This window comes from Saccharopolyspora sp. ID03-671, from assembly GCF_045278815.1.
Lineage (GTDB): Bacteria > Actinomycetota > Actinomycetes > Mycobacteriales > Pseudonocardiaceae > Saccharopolyspora > Saccharopolyspora ipomoeae.
In genome coordinates, this window is sequence record NZ_CP134054.1 from 3,727,213 (window position 1) to 3,744,036 (window position 16,824).

Consider the following 16,824-nt stretch of genomic DNA (forward strand, 5'->3'; position numbering starts at 1 on the left):
TCCGGGCCCGTCAGCGGGGAGCCGTGCCCGGGCGCGGCGCGCGCTCCGGCGGCGGGGCCGCGCGGACCGCGTGCACCCGCAGCAGGCTCAGCTCGGTCGGGTCGGGCGGCAGCAGCAGGCGCATGAGGTGGTCGATGAGCCGCGCCGTCACCACCGCCAGCACCGCGACCAGCGCGTTGTTGACCGCGTGCAGCACGACGCCGTCGGCGAGCGCCTGCACTCCGTCGCGGAAGGTCCAGCCGAAGGTGAGCAGGCCGACCAGCACCGTCGCCGCCCACAGCGCCCACCAGAACCGGACGCGCAGGCTCGGCGACGGACGCGCGCCCCGGTCCCGGTCTCCCTCGGCGACGAGCAGGCAGTGCTCCAGCTCGGCCATCGCCGATCCCGGGACCAGCGCGTTCAGGCCCGGGACCAGCACCCCGGCCACGACCTGCCAGTCCGGCCGGGCGGGGCGGACGCCGATCCGCTCGGCCGCGGCGGCCCGCGCGCGCAGCCCCCACAGCACGGTGAACACGCCGGTCAGCACGCCCATCAGCACCAGGATCACGCCGGTGGTGCCCACCAGCGCGTCCGAGATCGCCAGCACCGTGCGCGACAGCGCCTCACCCCTGCTGAGCAGCAGCAACACGTACCGCCACACCTCGGCGACGGTCGCCAGGGCGGCGACGCCCGCGGTCACCCACAGCGCCGCGATAGCGGTGGCCGCGGTGGCGCCGGCGCGTTCGTCGTGGTCGACGCGGTCGTGCGTGGGCAGCGCCAGCGGCCAGCGCCAGGCGAGCAGCGGGAAGCCCCAGCGCGGCGGTGCCGGGTAGGACGGCGGACCGGCGTAGGGCCGCGGCCGCCGGGGCGGCCGGGTGCGGCGCGGTCCGCCGGGAGGAGTGGCCACCCACTCCACCCGGTCCGGCTGGGGCTGCCCGGTCACAGCACGTACGGGTCGCCGTCGGCGGCCACCAGCGGGCGGCCGATGGCCGACCAGCCGTTCATGCCGCGCTCGACGTTGACCGCGTCCCAGCCGTTGGCGTTGAGGTACGCGGTGACCTTGGCCGAGCGGCCGCCGGAGCGGCACACCACGTAGACCTGGTCGGCCTCGGGGATGTCGTCGAGGCGCTCCACGAGCTTGCTCATCGGGATGTGCACGGCTTCGGGGGCGTGGCCGGCCTGCCACTCGTCGTCCTCGCGGACGTCCAGCAGCACGCTGCCCTCGGGCAGCTTCTCGGGCAGTTCCTCCGGCTCGACGCCGGGCACCTGTCCAGGAGGAGGAGTAGTCACGCCCCGATGCTGCCACGACCGCCGTGTCATCGGGGTGAGGGTGGGGACAGTTTTAGCCATAATCACCCGTGATCAATGTCCGTTTTGTCCGGGTAATTATGGCTAAAACTGTCCTCACCGCAGCGAGAAGCGCCCCGGACCGAGGGGTCCGGGGCGCTCTGCGGGAGGGATCAGGTCAGTGCTGGACTGCCTTCTCCGAGCCCGCTCCGGTGAGGGAGCGGACCTCCATCTCCGCGTACTTCGTGCCGCCGTTCTCGTCCTTGCTCAGCTTGGTGCCGATGTAGCCGAGCAGGAACGACAGCGGGATCGACACCAGACCCGGGTTCTTCAGCGGGAACAGCGCGAAGTCCAGCGCCGGGAACATCGCCTCGTCGTCACCCGACACCGCGGGCGAGAAGATGATCAGCACGATGGTGATCACCAGACCGCCGTAGATGCTGAACAGCGCACCCATGGTGTTGAACCGCTTCCAGAACAGCGAGTACAGCAGCGTCGGCAGGTTCGCCGAGGCGGCGACGGCGAAGGCCAGCGCGACCAGGAAGGCCACGTTCTGCCCGTTGGCCGCGATGCCGCCGAGGATCGACACGACACCGATGACCAGCGCCGTGATCCGCGCGACCTTGACCTCCTGCTGCTTGTCGTCGACCTTGCCCTTCTTGATCACGTTCGCGTAGATGTCGTGCGCGAACGAGGCCGAGGCCGTGATCGTCAGACCGGCCACCACCGCCAGGATCGTCGCGAAGGCGACCGCGGAGATGAAGCCGAGCAGCAGCGGACCGCCCAGGTGGGAGGCCAGCAGCGGCGCCGCCGAGTTCACCCCGCCCGGCGCGTCCTTGATCGCGTCGGGGCCGACCATCGCACCGGCGCCGTAGCCCAGCACCAGCGTGAACAGGTAGAACAGGCCGATCAGCCAGATCGCCCAGACCACCGAGCGACGCGCCTCCTTGGCCGTGGGCACGGTGTAGAAGCGCATCAGCACGTGCGGCAGACCCGCGGTGCCCAGCACCAGGGCGATGCCCAGCGAGATGAAGTCCAGCTTGCTGGTCTCGGTCTTGCCGTACTGCGCGCCCGGGTTGAGCACCTTGTCACCGGCGACGTCGGCCGCGTGACCGAGCAGCGCCGAGAGGTTGAACCCGTACAGGCCCAGCACCCACACGGTCATCACGAAGGCACCGGCGATCAGCAGCGCCGCCTTGATGATCTGCACCCAGGTCGTGCCGCGCATGCCGCCGACCAGGACGTAGAGGATCATCAGCGCGCCGACCACGGCGATCACGATCGCCTGGCCGCCCTTGTCGGTGATGCCCAGCAGCAGCGCGATCAGGCCGCCGGCACCGGCCATCTGCGCGAGCAGGTAGAAGAAGCTCACCACCAGCGTCGACAGCGAGGCCGCCGTGCGCACCGGACGCTCGCGCATCCGGAAGCTGAGCACGTCGCCCATCGTGTAGCGGCCGGTGTTCCGCAGCAGCTCGGCGACCAGCAGCAGAGCCACCAGCCAGGCCACCAGGAAGCCGATGGAGTAGAGGAAGCCGTCGTAGCCGTTGACCGCGATGGCACCGGCGATGCCGAGGAACGACGCCGCCGACAGGTAGTCACCGGAGATCGCGATGCCGTTCTGCGGCCCGCTGAAGGCGTGCCCGGCGGCGTAGTAGTCCGACGCGGTCTTGGTGTTCCGGCTGGCCCGGAACACGATGACCATCGTGACCGCGACGAAGATCGCGAAAATGCCGATGTTCAGCAGCGAGTTGCCGCCGTGCGCTTCCTGAGCGAGCGGCTGGGCGGCGGAAATTGCCTGCATCGAGCTCACTTCCCGCCTCCCTCGACGTTTTCGCGGATCTGTTCGGCGACCGGGTCCAGATTCTTGTTGGCGTAGCGGACGTACCAGGTCGTGATCACGAATGTGGACACGAACTGAAGCAAGCCGAGCACCAGACCGACGTTGATGTTGCCGACGAGTTTGATGCTCATGAATCCGTGCGCGTAGTCGGCGAGCAGCACGTACACCAGGTACCAGACCAGGAACAACGCCGATACCGGGAAGACGAAGTTGCGCAGTCGCTTGCGCAGTTGGGCGAATTCGGGACTGCTTTGCGCAGCGGCCCAGGTTTCGGCGTCAATACCGGACCCGGACCCGTTTTGGTCCGTGGCGCTCACGGCTCTCCTTCCACAAAGAAAGGCCCACTCTCGCGCAATCGGCAAGCGTGAGCCTGAATCACACAACGCCGGAACGCTACGGAATCCGACGTGCCGGTGGGTAGGTCCGTTGGGAGTACGCCTGCTAACGATCGAGTGAAGCTTGACGCCTCAACAGCATCCTACGAATTGCGTCGATTGAGAAGCTTTTCATACGAACGGACGATTGATCGGCTCGAATTGTCGACGCAAAGTAGTCGATTGCGAGACCAATTACCCGTTCAGCGGTAGGGTCCGCGCGGTCGTCAGCGCTCGTGGCGGCCCTGGCGGGGCGTCTGCTCGGCCACCGGCCTGCTGTCGACGAAGCCCAGCCGGTCCGGCGCGTGCAGCCGCAGCATCAGCCGCGAGACCCCACCCGGAACCCGGCTCCGGGTGGCCACGCTGACCAGGTAGGTCACCGCGAACGCCAGCGGCACGGTGATCAGCGCGGGCTGCCCGAGCAGCTCGCCCCACACCCCGTGCGGGCCGACGAACCGCGAGGCCAGCGCCGCGACGAGCACCAGCGACCCGCCGGTGAGCATGCCGCACGCCGCGCCGGCCGCGGTCAGCCCGCGCCACCAGATCCCCAGGATCAGCACCGGGCAGAACGTCGAGGCCGCCATCGCGAACGCCAGCCCCACGCTGTGCGCGATGTCGTCGTCGTGCACCGCCAGCGCCAGCACCACCGGGACGGCGCAGGACAGCACCGCCGCCGCGCGGAACCGCATGCTCCGGCCCCACAGCACGTCCCGCGAGGACAGCACCCCGGCCAGGCTCATCACCAGACCCGACGAGGTGGACAGGAACGCCGCGAACGCGCCCGCCGCGGTGATCGCGGCCAGCACGCCGCCGACCCAGGTGCCCAGCATCGCGTTCGGCAGCAGCAGCACCGCGGCGTCGGTCCGGCCGGTGACCAGCAGTTGCGGCACGTACAGCCGGGACAGCAACCCGAAGATCGTCGGGAACAGGTAGAACGCGCCCAGCATGCCCAGCACGTACAGCGCGGTCCGGCGGGCGCCCGAACCCGACGGGTTCGCGTAGAAGCGGGCCAGCACGTGCGGCAGGCCCATCGTGCCCAGGAACGTCGCGATCAGCACCGAGTAGGTCTCCAGCACTCCCGGCAGGCCCTCCTGCTCGGGGCGCAGCCAGCTCGCGTTGTCCGGCACCGACCCGGTCACCACCGGCACCGCCGCGCCCGCCGGGAACCGCAGCTCGCTGCCCGCGCGGACCGGGTACTCGCCGGGCTGCAGGTAGACGGCACCCTCCTGGCCTGCTTCCTCCGAGGAGGTCAGCCAGACCGGTTCGCCGACCCGCAGCGTCACGTCGGTCTCGACCCGGACCGCGGTGTCCTGCTGGAAGAACGGCGTGGTCGGCTCGTCCAGCGCCTGGCGCTGACCGCTGACCAGGAACACCACCAGCAGCGCGAACGCGGGCAGGGTGATCGCGAACAGCTTCACCCAGTACTGGAAGGCCTGCACCAGCGTCACCGCGCGCAGCGCTCCGCTGACCACGCTGATGTGCACGATCAGCGCGACCACGAGAATTCCCGCCTCGTACCGGAATCCGATGACGGCGGCCAGCGTCATCCCGGCCGCCTGCAGCTGCGGCACCAGGTACAGCCAGCCGATCACGACCACGACCACGGTCGACAGCGAGCGCAGGTTCAGCGAGTTCAGCCGCGCCTCGACGAAGTCCGGCATCGTGTAGGCGCCGGAGCGGCGCATCGGGGCGACCACGAACAGCATCAGCGCCAGGTAACCGGCGGCGAAACCGATCGGGTACCAGAGCGCGTCGACGCCGTCCTTCACGATTAGACCCGCCACGCCCAGGAACGACGCGGCCGACAGGTACTCGCCGGAGATGGCCGCCGCGTTGCGCTCTTCCCGAACCGGCTTGCGGGCGGCGGAGAAATCGGTGGTCCGAGCCGAGCGCGAGCCCCACAGGCCGATGCCCAGCGTCGCGACGACGATCAGCGCGACGCCGCCCAAGGACCACAAGTTCGCCAACATCTCACCCAGCCGCCCTGGTGCCGAAGAGTCGCACCCACCTTACGCAGAGCAGCCGGTCGACCCGAAACAACCGTCGATAAGCGCCGCAGGCGCTTTCTCCTTGACCACCTGAGACACCGGCACCGCCGCGGGTTCTCATGCGTCGGCCGGTGACGACTCAGGCCCTACTCCTCCAGCATTCCCAGGAAGTCCTCTTCGTTGCGTTCGGCCTTGCGGTTGTAGAGCAGACCGATGACCACCAGGAACGGGTAGGCCAGGACTCCGAGGAGCAGCCACGGGAGGTGGAGGCCGAAGAGCTCGACGTCGCCGAGGGTCGGTGCCAGCCAGAACGCCAGCGGCAGCCCGAACAGCACCAGCGCGACGGTGCCGGAGAGCAGGAGCGCGACGCGGAGCTGCTTCTCGACCAGGTCGCGGACGAGGCCTTCGAGAGCTCCGGTCTGCTCCTCGACCTCGACGCGCACGCGCGGGACGTGCGGTCCGCGCCGGTCGGCGAGCACGACGCGCTTGCGCCGCGGCCGGGGTGAGAACTCCCCGAGCCTGGCGCGGACGTCGAAGCTCTCCGGGCTCATGCCACCTCGCTCACTGCTGGCCCCAGTTGTCGCGCGGCGCCTTGACCAGGCGGTCCTTGAGCTCGCGGGTGTGGCGCCGGGACACCGGGAGCTCCTTGGGCGGTCCGCCGCCGAGCACCACCGAGTACCCGGACGAGGACATCCGCAGCTCGGTGACCAGCGCCAGCGAGACCAGGAAGGACCGGTGGATGCGCAGGAACCCGGCCTCGCCCCAGCGCTCCTCCAGCTGCGCCAGCGGGATCCGCACCAGGTGCGAGCCCTCGGTGGTGTGCAGCCGGGCGTAGTCGCCCTGCGCCTCGACCCAGCGGACCTCCTTGCGCGGGATCATCCGCGTGGTGCCCGCGAGCTCGACCGGGATGACCTCGTCGTCGTCGGCCGCGGGCGCTTCCAGGGGTTTCGGGCCGCCGTTGCTCTGACCGGCCTGCTGCTTGTTCTTCTCGATGCCGCGCAGCGCCCGGTCGACGCGGTCGGCGTTGGCCGGCTTCATGATGTAGTCCAGCGCCCCGACCTCGAAGGCCTCCAGCGCGTTCTCCTCGTGCCCGGTGATGAACACCAGCGCGGGCGGGTTGCGGAACGCGGTGAGCACCCGGGCCAGTTCCATGCCCGACAGGCCCGGCATCGACACGTCCGCGAAAACCGCGTCCACAATGGACTGGTCTTCGTCCTTGCGGCCGACCAGCTCCGGATCGTCGCTGCGCAGCACGCGCAGCGCCTCGGCGGCGTCGAACGCGGTCAGCACTCTGCCGACGCGAGGATTGCTGCCGAAGGAACTTCATCTCGTCAAGTCCGGCCCGCTCGTCGTCGACGGCAAGGACGACGAGGCCCGCGGGATTCTCACGTGTACTCAATGCAACGCCATATCGTGCCGCGCCTTCGGCGCACTGTCCATGTCCCGTTCTTCCCCTTCGGTGCCTCCCGCACCGGTTCGCGAAAATGGGCGCGAACCCTAGTTGTTAGCGCAGCACGAGGGTTCTTCACGAGGGGGCGGTGGCGAATTTCAGCTCCGCGAAGCCGAATTTCGCCCGAATGGATCAGAGATCTGGTCTGACCGCTCCAGGCTGTAGTCGGCGAACCGGACCCTTCTCCACCGGAATTCCACGCAAAACGGTCCCCGCCGCGAGATCCGGCGGGGACCGCGAAGCGCGAGGTTCACAGGCCGAAACGATCCCACATGGCGCGGTGTTCCAGGGCGTCGAGCCCGGAAATCAGGTTGGCCACGGGGTTCCGGGACACGCCCGAGGACATCCCCAGCCGCGCGAGCAGCGGTTTGCGGCCCTCGACGGTCTGCACGTGGGCGTCCGGGTACTTGCGCTCGATGATCTCGCGCAGCGTGCCGACGCCGTCGATCAGGCCCAGTTCAGCGGCTTTCGCGCCGGTCCAGACCTCGCCGGAGAACAGCTCGCCCTCGTCGCCCTTGAGCTTCTCGCCGCGACGCTCGCGCACCCAGTCGGTGAACTGGCCGTGCAACTCGTCCTGCATCCCGCGCAGCCACTCCACGTCCTCGGCCTTCTCCGGCCGGAACGGGTCGAGCCGCACCTTGTTCTCACCCGCGGTGTAGACGCGGCGCTCGACGCCGATCTTGTCCAGCAGACCGGTCATGCCGAAGCTGGAGCTGACCACGCCGACCGAACCGACCATCGACGTCTGGTGCGCGTAGATCTCGTCGGCGGCGCAGGCCAGCCAGTAACCGCCGGAGGCCGCGACGTCCTCGCAGTACGCCAGCACCGGAACGCCCTTCTCCTGGGCCAGGCCGCGAATCCGGTCGGCGACCAGCGCCGACTGGGTGGGCGCACCACCGGGCGAGTTGATCGACACCACCACGGCGCTGAGCCGGTCGTGGGAGAACGCGCGGGTGAGCGCCGAGTCCACGGTCTGCAGCGAGATCGAGGGCCGCCCCATCGGCGACGGCTGCGGCGTGATGACGCCGTGCAGCTTGACCACCGCCACGACCGGGCCGCGCTCGGACACGCCCGGCAGCTTGCCGGTGAACTTCTCGGTCAGCTCCTTGGGCAGCTTGGCCGTGACCACGTCGACGAACTTCTGCGGTGCCTTCTCGTCCATACCTCGACGTTACCGGCCGGCGGCGGGTCCGGCGGCCAAGCCCACGCTCGGCTCCTCCACGGTGGCCAGCGGTTCGGGCCGCACGCCCGGGGCGAACTTGGGCACCCGCATGATGACCTTCATGCCCGCGCCCTTCTCGGTCTCCACGACCAGCCCGTAGTCGTTGCCGAAGGTGGCGCGCATCCGGTTGTTGATGTTGCCGAGCCCGACGTGCGCGCCGGTGAGGTGCGCGTTGGCGAGCTCGGCGTCGAGCAGCTCCGGGTCCATCCCGATGCCGTCGTCGTCGACGCTGATCAGCGCCTCGGAGCCGTTGTCCTCGGCGGTGACCGAGACGGTGCCGCCGCCGGGCTTGTTGGCGAGCCCGTGCCGGACCGCGTTCTCCACCAGCGGCTGCAGCGCCAGGAACGGCACGACGACCGGCAGCACCTCGGGGGCGATCTTGAGCTGCACGTTGAGCCGGTCCGGGCCGAACCGGGCGCTCTCCAGCGTCAGGTAGCGGTCGATGTTGCGGATCTCGTCGGCCAGCGTCGTGTAGAGGCCGCTGTTGCGGAACGAGTAGCGGGTGAAGTCGGCGAACTCCTGCAGCAGGTCCCGCGCGTGCTCCGGGTCGGTGCGGATCAGCGAGGAGATCGTGTTCAGCGCGTTGTAGATGAAGTGCGGGGAGATCTGGGCCCGCAACGCGCGCACCTCGGCCTGGGCCAGGCGCTCCTTGGACTCCTGCAGCTCGGCGAGTTCGAGCTGGGTCGAGACGTGGTGGGCGACCTCGGCGGCCGCCCGCAGGAGCCGCTTGCGGTCTCCCCCGGCGATCACCGTCAGCACACCGCGGACCTGGCCCTCGACCTCCAGCGGGACGACGGCCGCGTGCCGCATCGGGCAGGGCCGCTGCTCGCAGACGACGTCGCCGTGGTCGAGGAAGTCGCGCTTGCCGGTGCGCAGCACCTGCTCGATCTTGGTGCGCAGGTCGGCGTAGTGGTGGTTGGCCTCGCCGTCCCAGGTCAGCAGGGTTCCGTCGGCGTCGACGATGCCGACGGCGACGCAGGCCAGCAGCTCGCGGAGGTGCGGGCCGGTCTTGTCGGCCGACTCCTGGTTGAGGCCCTCGCGCAGGTAGGGCGCCGCGCTGGTCACCCGGTGCAGAGCCGCCAGCGTGGCGTCCTCCGCCGAGGTGCTCACCCGACGTGCCCGGCACAGCAGAACGAACATGCCCAGCACGGCGAGCGCCGCGAGCGTGGTCAGGACCGTCCGCTCTGTCAACAACTGCGCCACAACATCAATCTGCCCGAGTCGCACACTCCGAATCAAGGCGGCTACGGCCAGTGCGAGGTTTCCGTCGGTGAACGGTCAGGGTTCCTTCTATCCAGCGGAATCCGCTCACCCGTTCGCCGTAATCCACCTGTGCACAACCCCACGAGTTGTCCACAACCTGGGGACAACTCCGGTCACTTCAGCAAGCGGGACATCCTGCGGTCCGCCAGCCGCTTCCCACCGGTCTGGCACGTCGGGCAGTACTGCATCGACCGGTCCGCGAAGGAGACCTCCCGCACCGTGTCACCGCACACCGGGCACGGCAAACCGGCGCGCCCGTGCACCCGCAGGCCCGAGCGCTTCTCGGCCTTGAGCCGCGCGGCGTCCTGGCGCAGCGAGCGCTCCACCGCGTCGCGCAGGATCTCCTGGACGCAGCCGTGCAACCGGGTCACCGCGGCCTCGTCGAGCTTGCCCGCCGTGGCGAACGGGGAGAGCTTGGCGGCGTGCAGGATCTCGTCCGAGTAGGCGTTGCCGATCCCCGCGATCGTGGACTGCTCGGTGAGCACCGTCTTGATCCGCTCGGTCCGCCCGTCCAGCAGCGCCGCGAGCCGGTCGGCGTCGAGGTCCAGGGCGTCCGGGCCGAGCCCGGCGATCCCCGGCACCTGCGCCGGGTCCTCGACGATCCAGGCGGCGAGGCTCTTCTGGGTGCCTGCCTCGGTCAGGTCGAAGCCGACGCCGCCGAGGTGCACGCGCAGCGAGATCGGCCCGCGCCCCGGCTTCGGCGGCGTCGCGGCGAGCTTGTCCGACCAGCGCAGCCAGCCGGCGCGGGCCAGGTGGGCGACCAGGTGCAGAACCCCCCGGTCCGCGTCGCCGCAGACCAGGTCGAGGTACTTGCCGTGCCTGGTGGCACCGGTGACCTCGCGGCCGTGCAGCGCTGTGAAGGGCGGGTCGGCGGTCTTGAGGACGCTCATCGAGGCGACGTCCACGCGCGCGACCGTCCGCCCCACGGCGTGGTCGCGGAGGTGCTGGGCCAACGCCTCCACCTCGGGAAGTTCCGGCACACCGCCAGTGTGCCCCAGGAACGGCCCTACTCGGTGGGTTGAAGCCGCCCGTTCATGTCGGGTTCGGCGTAGAGCTCGATGTGGCGGGCGACCTGCGAGACCTCGGTGCGGACCTCGATGAAGCCGCGGACGACGCCCACCCAGGTCTCCGGCGGGTTCTCGTCGGCGTCACCCGGGGTGGACGCGGTGAGCGTCCACGGGCGGTGCAGCACCCAGCGGACCGGGAAGAACAGGATCGCGACCACGAACACCAGGATCAGCCAGGCCGGGATGATCACCTCGGCGGGCGTCCAGGCGACGAACACCACCACCAGGGCCGCGAGCGCGGCTCCCACCACGATCGCCGGCGCGTTGCCGCCGTTGACGTCGTGCTCGAACTCGTCCACCACGATCGGGTTGGACCACTCCAGGTTCGCCCTGATCGTCCACTCGCGGCCGTCGGAGCCCCGCACCACCCGGTTCATCGTCGCCTCCCCGCCCACCCGGGCTGGTCTCGATCGCCAACTCACGAACACCCGTCACCGAGCGTGATCTCACGGTACCGGCTCCGCACACGGAGCGGTGCGTGTTCACCACCTCATTGTCGATCATGCGGAGTCCTCCGGCCAACCCTCGAACCCGGAAACAACCCACCTGAACCACTACGCTTCTCCGCAGACCGACTCCGGGAGGTGCTCGATGGACGTCGACGAGGCCCGCGAGCTGATCCGCACCCAGCACCGCGCCGTGCTGGGAACGCTGCGCGACGACGCAACACCGCTGATGACGCCGGTCCTGGCGGCCCTCGACACCGAGGACCGGGTGGTGATCAGCACCCGGTCGGGCTCGGGCAAGGTCCGCAACCTGCGGCGCGATCCGCGCGCGTGGCTGTGCGTGCTGCCGGACGAGTTCTTCGGGCGCTGGTTCCAGCTCGACGCGAGCGTCGAGATCGTCGAACTGCCCGACGCGCTGGCGCCGCTGGAGGAGTACTACCGCGCGATCTCCGGCGAGCACGACGACTGGGACTCCTACCGCGAAGCCATGCGCAGGGAGAACCGAGTGCTGCTCCGGCTCACCCCGACCCGCGCGATCGGCTGAGGGGACCCCCGGTGAACGACCCGCGAACCATGGGCTAAAGTATTCACCAACAGCCCACCGGGGGCGGAAGTCACCGGGAGGCGATGAAGATGCGGATGTAGCGCAGCTGGTAGCGCATCACCTTGCCAAGGTGAGGGTCGCGGGTTCGAGTCCCGTCATCCGCTCGCAGCGAGAGGCCCGAGGTAACCACCTCGGGCCTCTCGCTTTGTCATGGCGTGGAGATTCGCTGGTCGGGCAGGTCGGTTCCGCAGGCGACGATCTCGACGACCTTGTCGCGCGCGGCGATGTTGCGGTCGATCGCGCCCGGATCGCGCGGGTCCAGAGCACCGGTGGTCATCGACGCGCTGAAGTGCGTGCTGCCGTCGGCGCTGCTGAACAGCAGCGACTGGTAACCGGCCACGCCACCGGAGTGGCCCTGGTAGCGGCCGCCGCACTCCGCGCCCGCGTCGAACGACTCGAGCCCGAGCCCGTAACCGGAGTCCGGATGCGGGGCGCGCATCTCGGCGAGCAGCCCGGACGGCAGCAGCGCACCGGCGAAGAGCGCCCCGAGGAACCTGTCGAGGTCGGCCGTGGTGGAGATGATCTCGCCCGCGGCCCCGCCCCAGCTCGGGTTGTGGCTGGTGATGTCGACGGTCTTGAGCTCACCGGCCTCCGGGTAGGCGAGGTAGCCCTGCGCGTGCGGGTCCGGGACCTCGGTCGCCGAGCCCGGCAGCACCGTGTCGCGCAGGCCCAGCGGCAGCAGGATCCGGTGCTCGACCTGGAACGACCACGGGGTACCGGTGAGCTTCTCGATCAGCATGCCGAGCAGCTGGTAGTTGGTGTTGCTGTAGCTCCACCCGCCGCCCGGTGCGAAGCGCGGCGGCTTGGAGAGCGCGAACTCGATCAGCTCGGGCGGCGAGTACTGGCGGTAGCGGTGGGCCACGAACTCGGGCCCGCCGGTCGGGATCCCCGGCTCGGTGTGGCCGTCCGGGAAGCTCTCGCCGGTGTAGCTGAACAGGCCGCTGGTGTGCTGCAGCAGCATGCGGACCGTGATCCGCGGGTCGAGGCCGAACTGCGGCAGGTGCTCGGCGATCGGGTCGTCGAGCATCAGCCGCCCCTCGCCGACCAGCTGCAGCACGACGGTGGAGACGAAGGTCTTGGTGATGCTCCCGGCCCGGAACGACCCGTTCGCGGGGACCCGTCCCCCGTGCTCCAGGTCGCGCACGCCGGCGGTGCCGACCCAGTCGCCCCGGGCGTCGTGCACCCGGATTTGCGCGCCCGCGGTCCCGGACGCGACCAGCTCGTCCAGGGCCCGTTGGAGCTCACCCCGGTCGACCTCGACCTCGGCCTGGGCCGGGGCGCTCAGCAGCCCCAGCACCATCCCGGCTCCGGCCAGGACGCTCCCCACTCGCTGCCATCCCGTGCGAACCATGCCGACCCCCAGTCGCGGAACAACTCGTTCGCCGCGATCAGAGAACCGGAATTCGCCCGTCCGGACAACCGGTGCGGGCGCGTTCGGGGAGGCAGGGGACAGTTTTTCCTCGAATTGTCCGGGCAAAACGGACATCGATCATGGGTGATTCGAGGAAAAACCGTCCCCTGGTGACGCTCCGCTCACCCGCGAGCCGCTCAGGAGTGGGTCAGCTCTGGACTCCGAGGCCGACGGGGCAGGAGACCCCGGTGCCTCCGAGGCCGCAGTAGCCGTTGGGGTTCTTGGCGTCCGAGAGGTACTGCTGGTGGTAGGTCTCGGCGTAGAAGAAGTCCCGCAGCGGAGCGATCTCGGTGGTGATCTCGCCCTTGCCCGCCGCGGTCAGGGCTTGCTGGAAGGCCTCGCGGCTCGCTTCCGCTTCGGCCTTCTGCTGCTCGTCGGCGTAGTAGATCGCCGAGCGGTACTGGGTGCCCATGTCGTTGCCCTGGCGCATGCCCTGCGTGGGGTCGTGGTTCTCCCAGAACGCCTTGAGGACCTGCGGGAAGCTGATCCTCTTCGGGTCGAAGACGACCAGGACGGCCTCGGTGTGACCGGTCAGCCCGGAGCAGACCTCTTCGTAGGTGGGGTTCGGCGTGTACCCGCCCGCGTAGCCGACGGCGGTGCTCCACACGCCCTCGGTCTGCCAGAACACGCGCTCGGCACCCCAGAAGCAGCCCATGCCGACCACGGCGGTGGCCATGCCCTCCGGGAACGGCGGCACGATCCGGCGATCCGGGAACACGGCGTGGTGCTCGTCCACCGGCATCGCCGAGTCCCGGCCCGGCAGCGCCGACGACGGGTCGATCATCTTCAGCTTCGCACCGAACATGGACCCAGCCTACGCCGTGGTCAACGGCGATCCAGCCGAGTGGGATCGCCGTGACGCCCGGGCTCCGGAGGTCGCGCGTGCCTGCCGCGCGGCGGCTCCTCGGGCTCGTCGATCTCCCCGGACAACCGCCGCGACAGCGGCGACTGCTCCGGCATCCGCCTGGGCGCGGGCCGTCGAGGGACGGGGGAGGTTTTCATGAAAACTTCCCCACCCCCACGATCACCGGGAGAGGGGGAGGAAGTCCCGGGTACGTCGCTCGGAACCCCGTTACCCGCAGGTGGGGGCGTTCTCGGGGGACGTTCCCCTCGGCGACGGGGTCCTGAGGGGGAGGAGGTTTTCATGAAAACTTCCCCCGACGAACGGTCCCGTTCGGGAGGTGGGGGTGGGGAGGTTTTCATGAAAACCTCGTCGCCCTGGGGCGGGGAAGGCGTTCTGAAGGCCGGTTCCGGGGGGAGGACTTCCGTGGGGGCGTCCGACGGGTCCGGTGAGGTGCCGGGCTTCGGGGAGACCGGGGTGAGGAGGTGGCGGAGGCGCATCGTGGGGTCTTCGACGTACTTCCACGACAGCGTGCCGAGGACGTAGGCGATCGGGGCGGCGCAGAGCAGCATCAGCCACTGGTTGCGGAGACCGGCCAGGGCGAGGAGCTGCTGGACCGGGAAGCCCCAGACGTAGACGCCGTAGCTGCCGTTGACCCACACCCCCGGCACCGTCAGCTTCGCCGGCCAGAAGTGCCCGGCCACGATCACCGCGTAGCTGACCGCGAACGCCATCCACGCCGACGCCGTGATGGTGTTGCCCATCACGACCAGCACGACCAGGCCAGCCCCCGCGGCCAGCGGGGACAGCGGGATCCGGTAGAGGTTCAGCAGCACGCCCGCCGCGAAGGCCACCAGGAACGCCACCAGCGACTCGACCGGCACGCTCAGCAGCGAGCCCGCGGACTCCGCGCCCGGGATCTGCTCCAGGTGCCGGTCCCAGGCGACCAGGCCGATCAGCGCGAGCACCGTCAGCCAGCGGAGGTTCTTCCTCGCCGTGCCCAGCAGGAGCAGCGCGAACAGGCCGCCGTAGGCCAGCAGCTCCATCGGCAGCGTCCACAGCGAGCCGTTGACCGCGTCCGGCCACGGGTTGCTCTCGAACACGCCGGGCAGGTCGTGCCGCAGGGTCAGCAGCCCCGCGTTGTTGACGATGTAACCCCAGGTCTCGTGGGCGCGGAAGTACTCGCCGAGCGGCAGCGTCGTGATCATCGGGCCGACCACGAGGGCCATCCCGACCGACACCGTCAGCATCGGCGGCCACAGCCGCAGCACCCGCTTGACAGCGAAGCGCAGCGCGTGCGGATCGCGCATCCAGCTCTCGGTGATCTGGAACCCGCTGAGCGCGAAGAAGCCCATCAGCACGCCCTCGTCGGGCTGCACCGGCCACTCCGGCGGGAACAGCTCCCCGCTGCCCACCAGCGGCGAGCTGTGACCGTAGATGACCAGCAGCGCGCCGATCATGCGGATCCAGGCGAAGCCGTGGTTCGGGGCGGCGAACAGCTCGGGGCGAGCGTGCACCACGCGCGCAGCGCTCAACCCGGATCACCCCATCGATTCATGCCCGGAGCGGACGTCAAACGCTGCGTAGCCTAGCCGGGCCGTCCGCGCGGCGGGGCCCCTTTACAACCCGGACGCCCGTCCGGACCAGGGGTGCGCACCGGATCGTTATTCGGCCGGTGCACCCCGAACGTGTCGCCGGGTGCCAGAATGTCCTCGTTCGCAGCAGCGGCGTTCATGGAAATCCGGAAAGGGCGCTATCGGTGACCTGGCAAGACGAGTTGCAGAACCTCGACGCCGAGCTCGCGGCGGGACGCATTTCCGCCGAGGAGTACCGACAGCGCAGGGACGCGGTGCTGGGCAGGGCGCAGGGCGGGACTCCGTCGAACCCCGACGGGTTCCCGCAGCAGGACACGACCCCACCGGCTGATCCCTCGTCCGGGGGTTTCCCCCAGCAGCAACCGGCCCAGCAACAACCGGCCCAGCAGCAGCCGCAGAGCCCGTTCCCGCCCGCGTTCAGCTGGGGCGACGCCGCGAAGCAGCAGCCGCAGCAGGGCACCGGCGAGGAGGCGACGCAGGTCGTCCAGAACCCGTTCGCCCAGCAGCAACAGCAGCAGCCGCCCGCGGACTCCAACAGCACCCAGATCGTCAGCGTCCCCCAAACCCCCCAGGCCCAGAACCCCCAGGCACAGCCCCCGCAGACTCCCCCGCCGCCGCAGTGGGGTCAGTCGCAGCCGCCGTGGACCGGCCGGCAGCAGGGTCCGCAGGGCTGGGGACCGGTGGAGACCACCGGCACTCCGTGGGGCGATGACCTGCCCGGATCCGGCGATTCCGGCGAGGCGTCCTGGATGCGGCAGGGCCCGGAGGTCTTCGAGTCGGCGGGCAAGCCCGGCAAGGGCAAGCTGATCGCGGGCCTGTCCATCGGCGCGGTGCTGCTGGTCGTGGTGATCGTCGCGGTCGTCTTCTACTTCGCGGGCAGCGGCGGGAGCACCGACGAGCGGGAGACCGCGGCTCCCGCGCCTCCGCCGCCCGCGCCGACGACGACCCGGCTGCCGGAACCGCCGGTCGCCAAGGCCCCGCCGGCCACCACGCAGGAAGTGCTGGTCGCCGCGAACGGCCCGGCGCACCCGTGGTCCGGGCTGCTGGACCTGCCGAACCTGCAGGGCGCCAAGGGCGGGTTGCTGCAGCCCAAGCCGGTGCTCGACACCGCCTTCCAGAACGGCCTGGTCGAGGGCTGGTTCAACGGCACCGACGGCGTGCAGCCGAAGACGACGCTGCTCGCGCTGAAGATGCCCGACACCAACGCCGCCAAGACCGTGGTCGACAAGTACCTGGCCGCGCAGCAGGGCCTGTCCGAGGTGGAGGACCTGTCCTACCAGGGCGTTTCGGTCGTCTCGACGGGCGCGACGTTCCGGACCGCCTACGTGGCGCACAACTACGCGGTGATCATCGACGTGAGCGGGGCGCCCGAGCAGAAGGACGCGGCCCAGCAGTCCTTCAAGGCGGTCCTGGACCAGCAGCTCACCCAGACTCCCCCGACGATCCGCGAGTGATCG

Annotated in this window: 15 protein-coding genes, 1 tRNA gene and 1 pseudogene; 3 read left to right on the forward strand and 14 right to left on the reverse strand. The window is 70.0% G+C overall.

Annotated elements, in window-relative coordinates:
• Positions 1 to 10: 10 nt before the first annotated feature.
• From REH65_RS17115 to REH65_RS17165, 11 genes and pseudogenes are all read right to left on the reverse strand, one after another.
• Positions 11 to 886 (reverse strand): DUF4328 domain-containing protein, encoded by an 876-nt coding sequence (locus tag REH65_RS17115; RefSeq protein WP_281458942.1) that lies wholly within the window; start codon positions 884 to 886, stop codon positions 11 to 13.
• 32 nt (positions 887 to 918) lie between these two features.
• Complete coding sequence (locus REH65_RS17120) at positions 919 to 1,269, reverse strand: rhodanese-like domain-containing protein (RefSeq protein ID WP_281458943.1); 351 nt, start codon at positions 1,267 to 1,269, stop codon at positions 919 to 921.
• Positions 1,270 to 1,444: 175 nt separating this feature from the next.
• On the reverse strand, positions 1,445 to 3,067 hold the full coding sequence (locus tag REH65_RS17125) for a cation acetate symporter (RefSeq protein WP_406693186.1): 1,623 nt from the start codon (positions 3,065 to 3,067) through the stop codon (positions 1,445 to 1,447).
• Positions 3,068 to 3,072: 5 nt separating this feature from the next.
• A complete protein-coding gene (locus tag REH65_RS17130) occupies positions 3,073 to 3,423 on the reverse strand; it encodes a DUF485 domain-containing protein (RefSeq protein ID WP_406688301.1) in 351 nt (116 codons plus the stop codon).
• Positions 3,424 to 3,707: 284 nt separating this feature from the next.
• Positions 3,708 to 5,450: a cation acetate symporter gene (locus REH65_RS17135; RefSeq protein ID WP_406688302.1), complete on the reverse strand. Its 1,743-nt coding sequence runs from the start codon at positions 5,448 to 5,450 to the stop codon at positions 3,708 to 3,710.
• Positions 5,451 to 5,614: 164 nt separating this feature from the next.
• The gene (locus tag REH65_RS17140) at positions 5,615 to 6,019 is read right to left on the reverse strand and encodes a hypothetical protein (RefSeq protein ID WP_406688303.1); all 405 of its coding nucleotides are present in this window, start codon (positions 6,017 to 6,019) and stop codon (positions 5,615 to 5,617) included.
• Between the two features lie 10 nt (positions 6,020 to 6,029).
• Positions 6,030 to 6,795: pseudogene (locus REH65_RS17145) on the reverse strand (LytR/AlgR family response regulator transcription factor).
• Between the two features lie 373 nt (positions 6,796 to 7,168).
• Positions 7,169 to 8,080, reverse strand: a complete 912-nt coding sequence (locus tag REH65_RS17150; RefSeq protein WP_281458947.1) for a S49 family peptidase — start codon at positions 8,078 to 8,080, stop codon at positions 7,169 to 7,171.
• A 9-nt stretch (positions 8,081 to 8,089) separates the two neighbouring features.
• A complete protein-coding gene (locus REH65_RS17155; protein WP_406688304.1) occupies positions 8,090 to 9,343 on the reverse strand; it encodes a histidine kinase in 1,254 nt (417 codons plus the stop codon).
• Between the two features lie 173 nt (positions 9,344 to 9,516).
• The gene (locus tag REH65_RS17160; protein ID WP_406688305.1) at positions 9,517 to 10,383 is read right to left on the reverse strand and encodes an Fpg/Nei family DNA glycosylase; all 867 of its coding nucleotides are present in this window, start codon (positions 10,381 to 10,383) and stop codon (positions 9,517 to 9,519) included.
• Positions 10,384 to 10,409: 26 nt separating this feature from the next.
• On the reverse strand, positions 10,410 to 10,847 hold the full coding sequence (locus tag REH65_RS17165; protein ID WP_406688306.1) for a DUF983 domain-containing protein: 438 nt from the start codon (positions 10,845 to 10,847) through the stop codon (positions 10,410 to 10,412).
• A gap of 214 nt (positions 10,848 to 11,061) precedes the next feature.
• Between REH65_RS17165 and REH65_RS17170 the strand changes: the two genes are divergently transcribed.
• A complete protein-coding gene (locus REH65_RS17170) occupies positions 11,062 to 11,460 on the forward strand; it encodes a PPOX class F420-dependent oxidoreductase (protein ID WP_281458951.1) in 399 nt (132 codons plus the stop codon).
• Between the two features lie 91 nt (positions 11,461 to 11,551).
• Positions 11,552 to 11,624, forward strand: a tRNA-Gly gene (locus tag REH65_RS17175).
• 44 nt (positions 11,625 to 11,668) lie between these two features.
• On the opposite strand, the gene REH65_RS17180 is transcribed toward REH65_RS17175, so the two are convergent.
• The 3 genes from REH65_RS17180 to REH65_RS17190 all read right to left on the reverse strand — a co-directional run bounded on the left by REH65_RS17180 (position 11,669) and on the right by REH65_RS17190 (position 15,307).
• On the reverse strand, positions 11,669 to 12,871 hold the full coding sequence (locus tag REH65_RS17180) for a serine hydrolase domain-containing protein (RefSeq protein WP_406688307.1): 1,203 nt from the start codon (positions 12,869 to 12,871) through the stop codon (positions 11,669 to 11,671).
• A gap of 208 nt (positions 12,872 to 13,079) precedes the next feature.
• Positions 13,080 to 13,736: a peptide-methionine (S)-S-oxide reductase MsrA gene (gene msrA, locus REH65_RS17185; RefSeq protein ID WP_406688308.1), complete on the reverse strand. Its 657-nt coding sequence runs from the start codon at positions 13,734 to 13,736 to the stop codon at positions 13,080 to 13,082.
• 20 nt (positions 13,737 to 13,756) lie between these two features.
• The gene (locus tag REH65_RS17190; protein WP_406688309.1) at positions 13,757 to 15,307 is read right to left on the reverse strand and encodes an acyltransferase family protein; all 1,551 of its coding nucleotides are present in this window, start codon (positions 15,305 to 15,307) and stop codon (positions 13,757 to 13,759) included.
• 224 nt (positions 15,308 to 15,531) lie between these two features.
• Here REH65_RS17190 and REH65_RS17195 point away from each other — a divergent pair, with 224 nt between their 5' ends.
• Positions 15,532 to 16,821 carry a hypothetical protein gene (locus tag REH65_RS17195; protein WP_406688310.1) on the forward strand — a complete coding sequence of 430 codons (1,290 nt, stop codon included), beginning with the start codon at positions 15,532 to 15,534 and terminating at the stop codon, positions 16,819 to 16,821.
• The last annotated feature ends 3 nt before the right edge of the window (positions 16,822 to 16,824 follow it).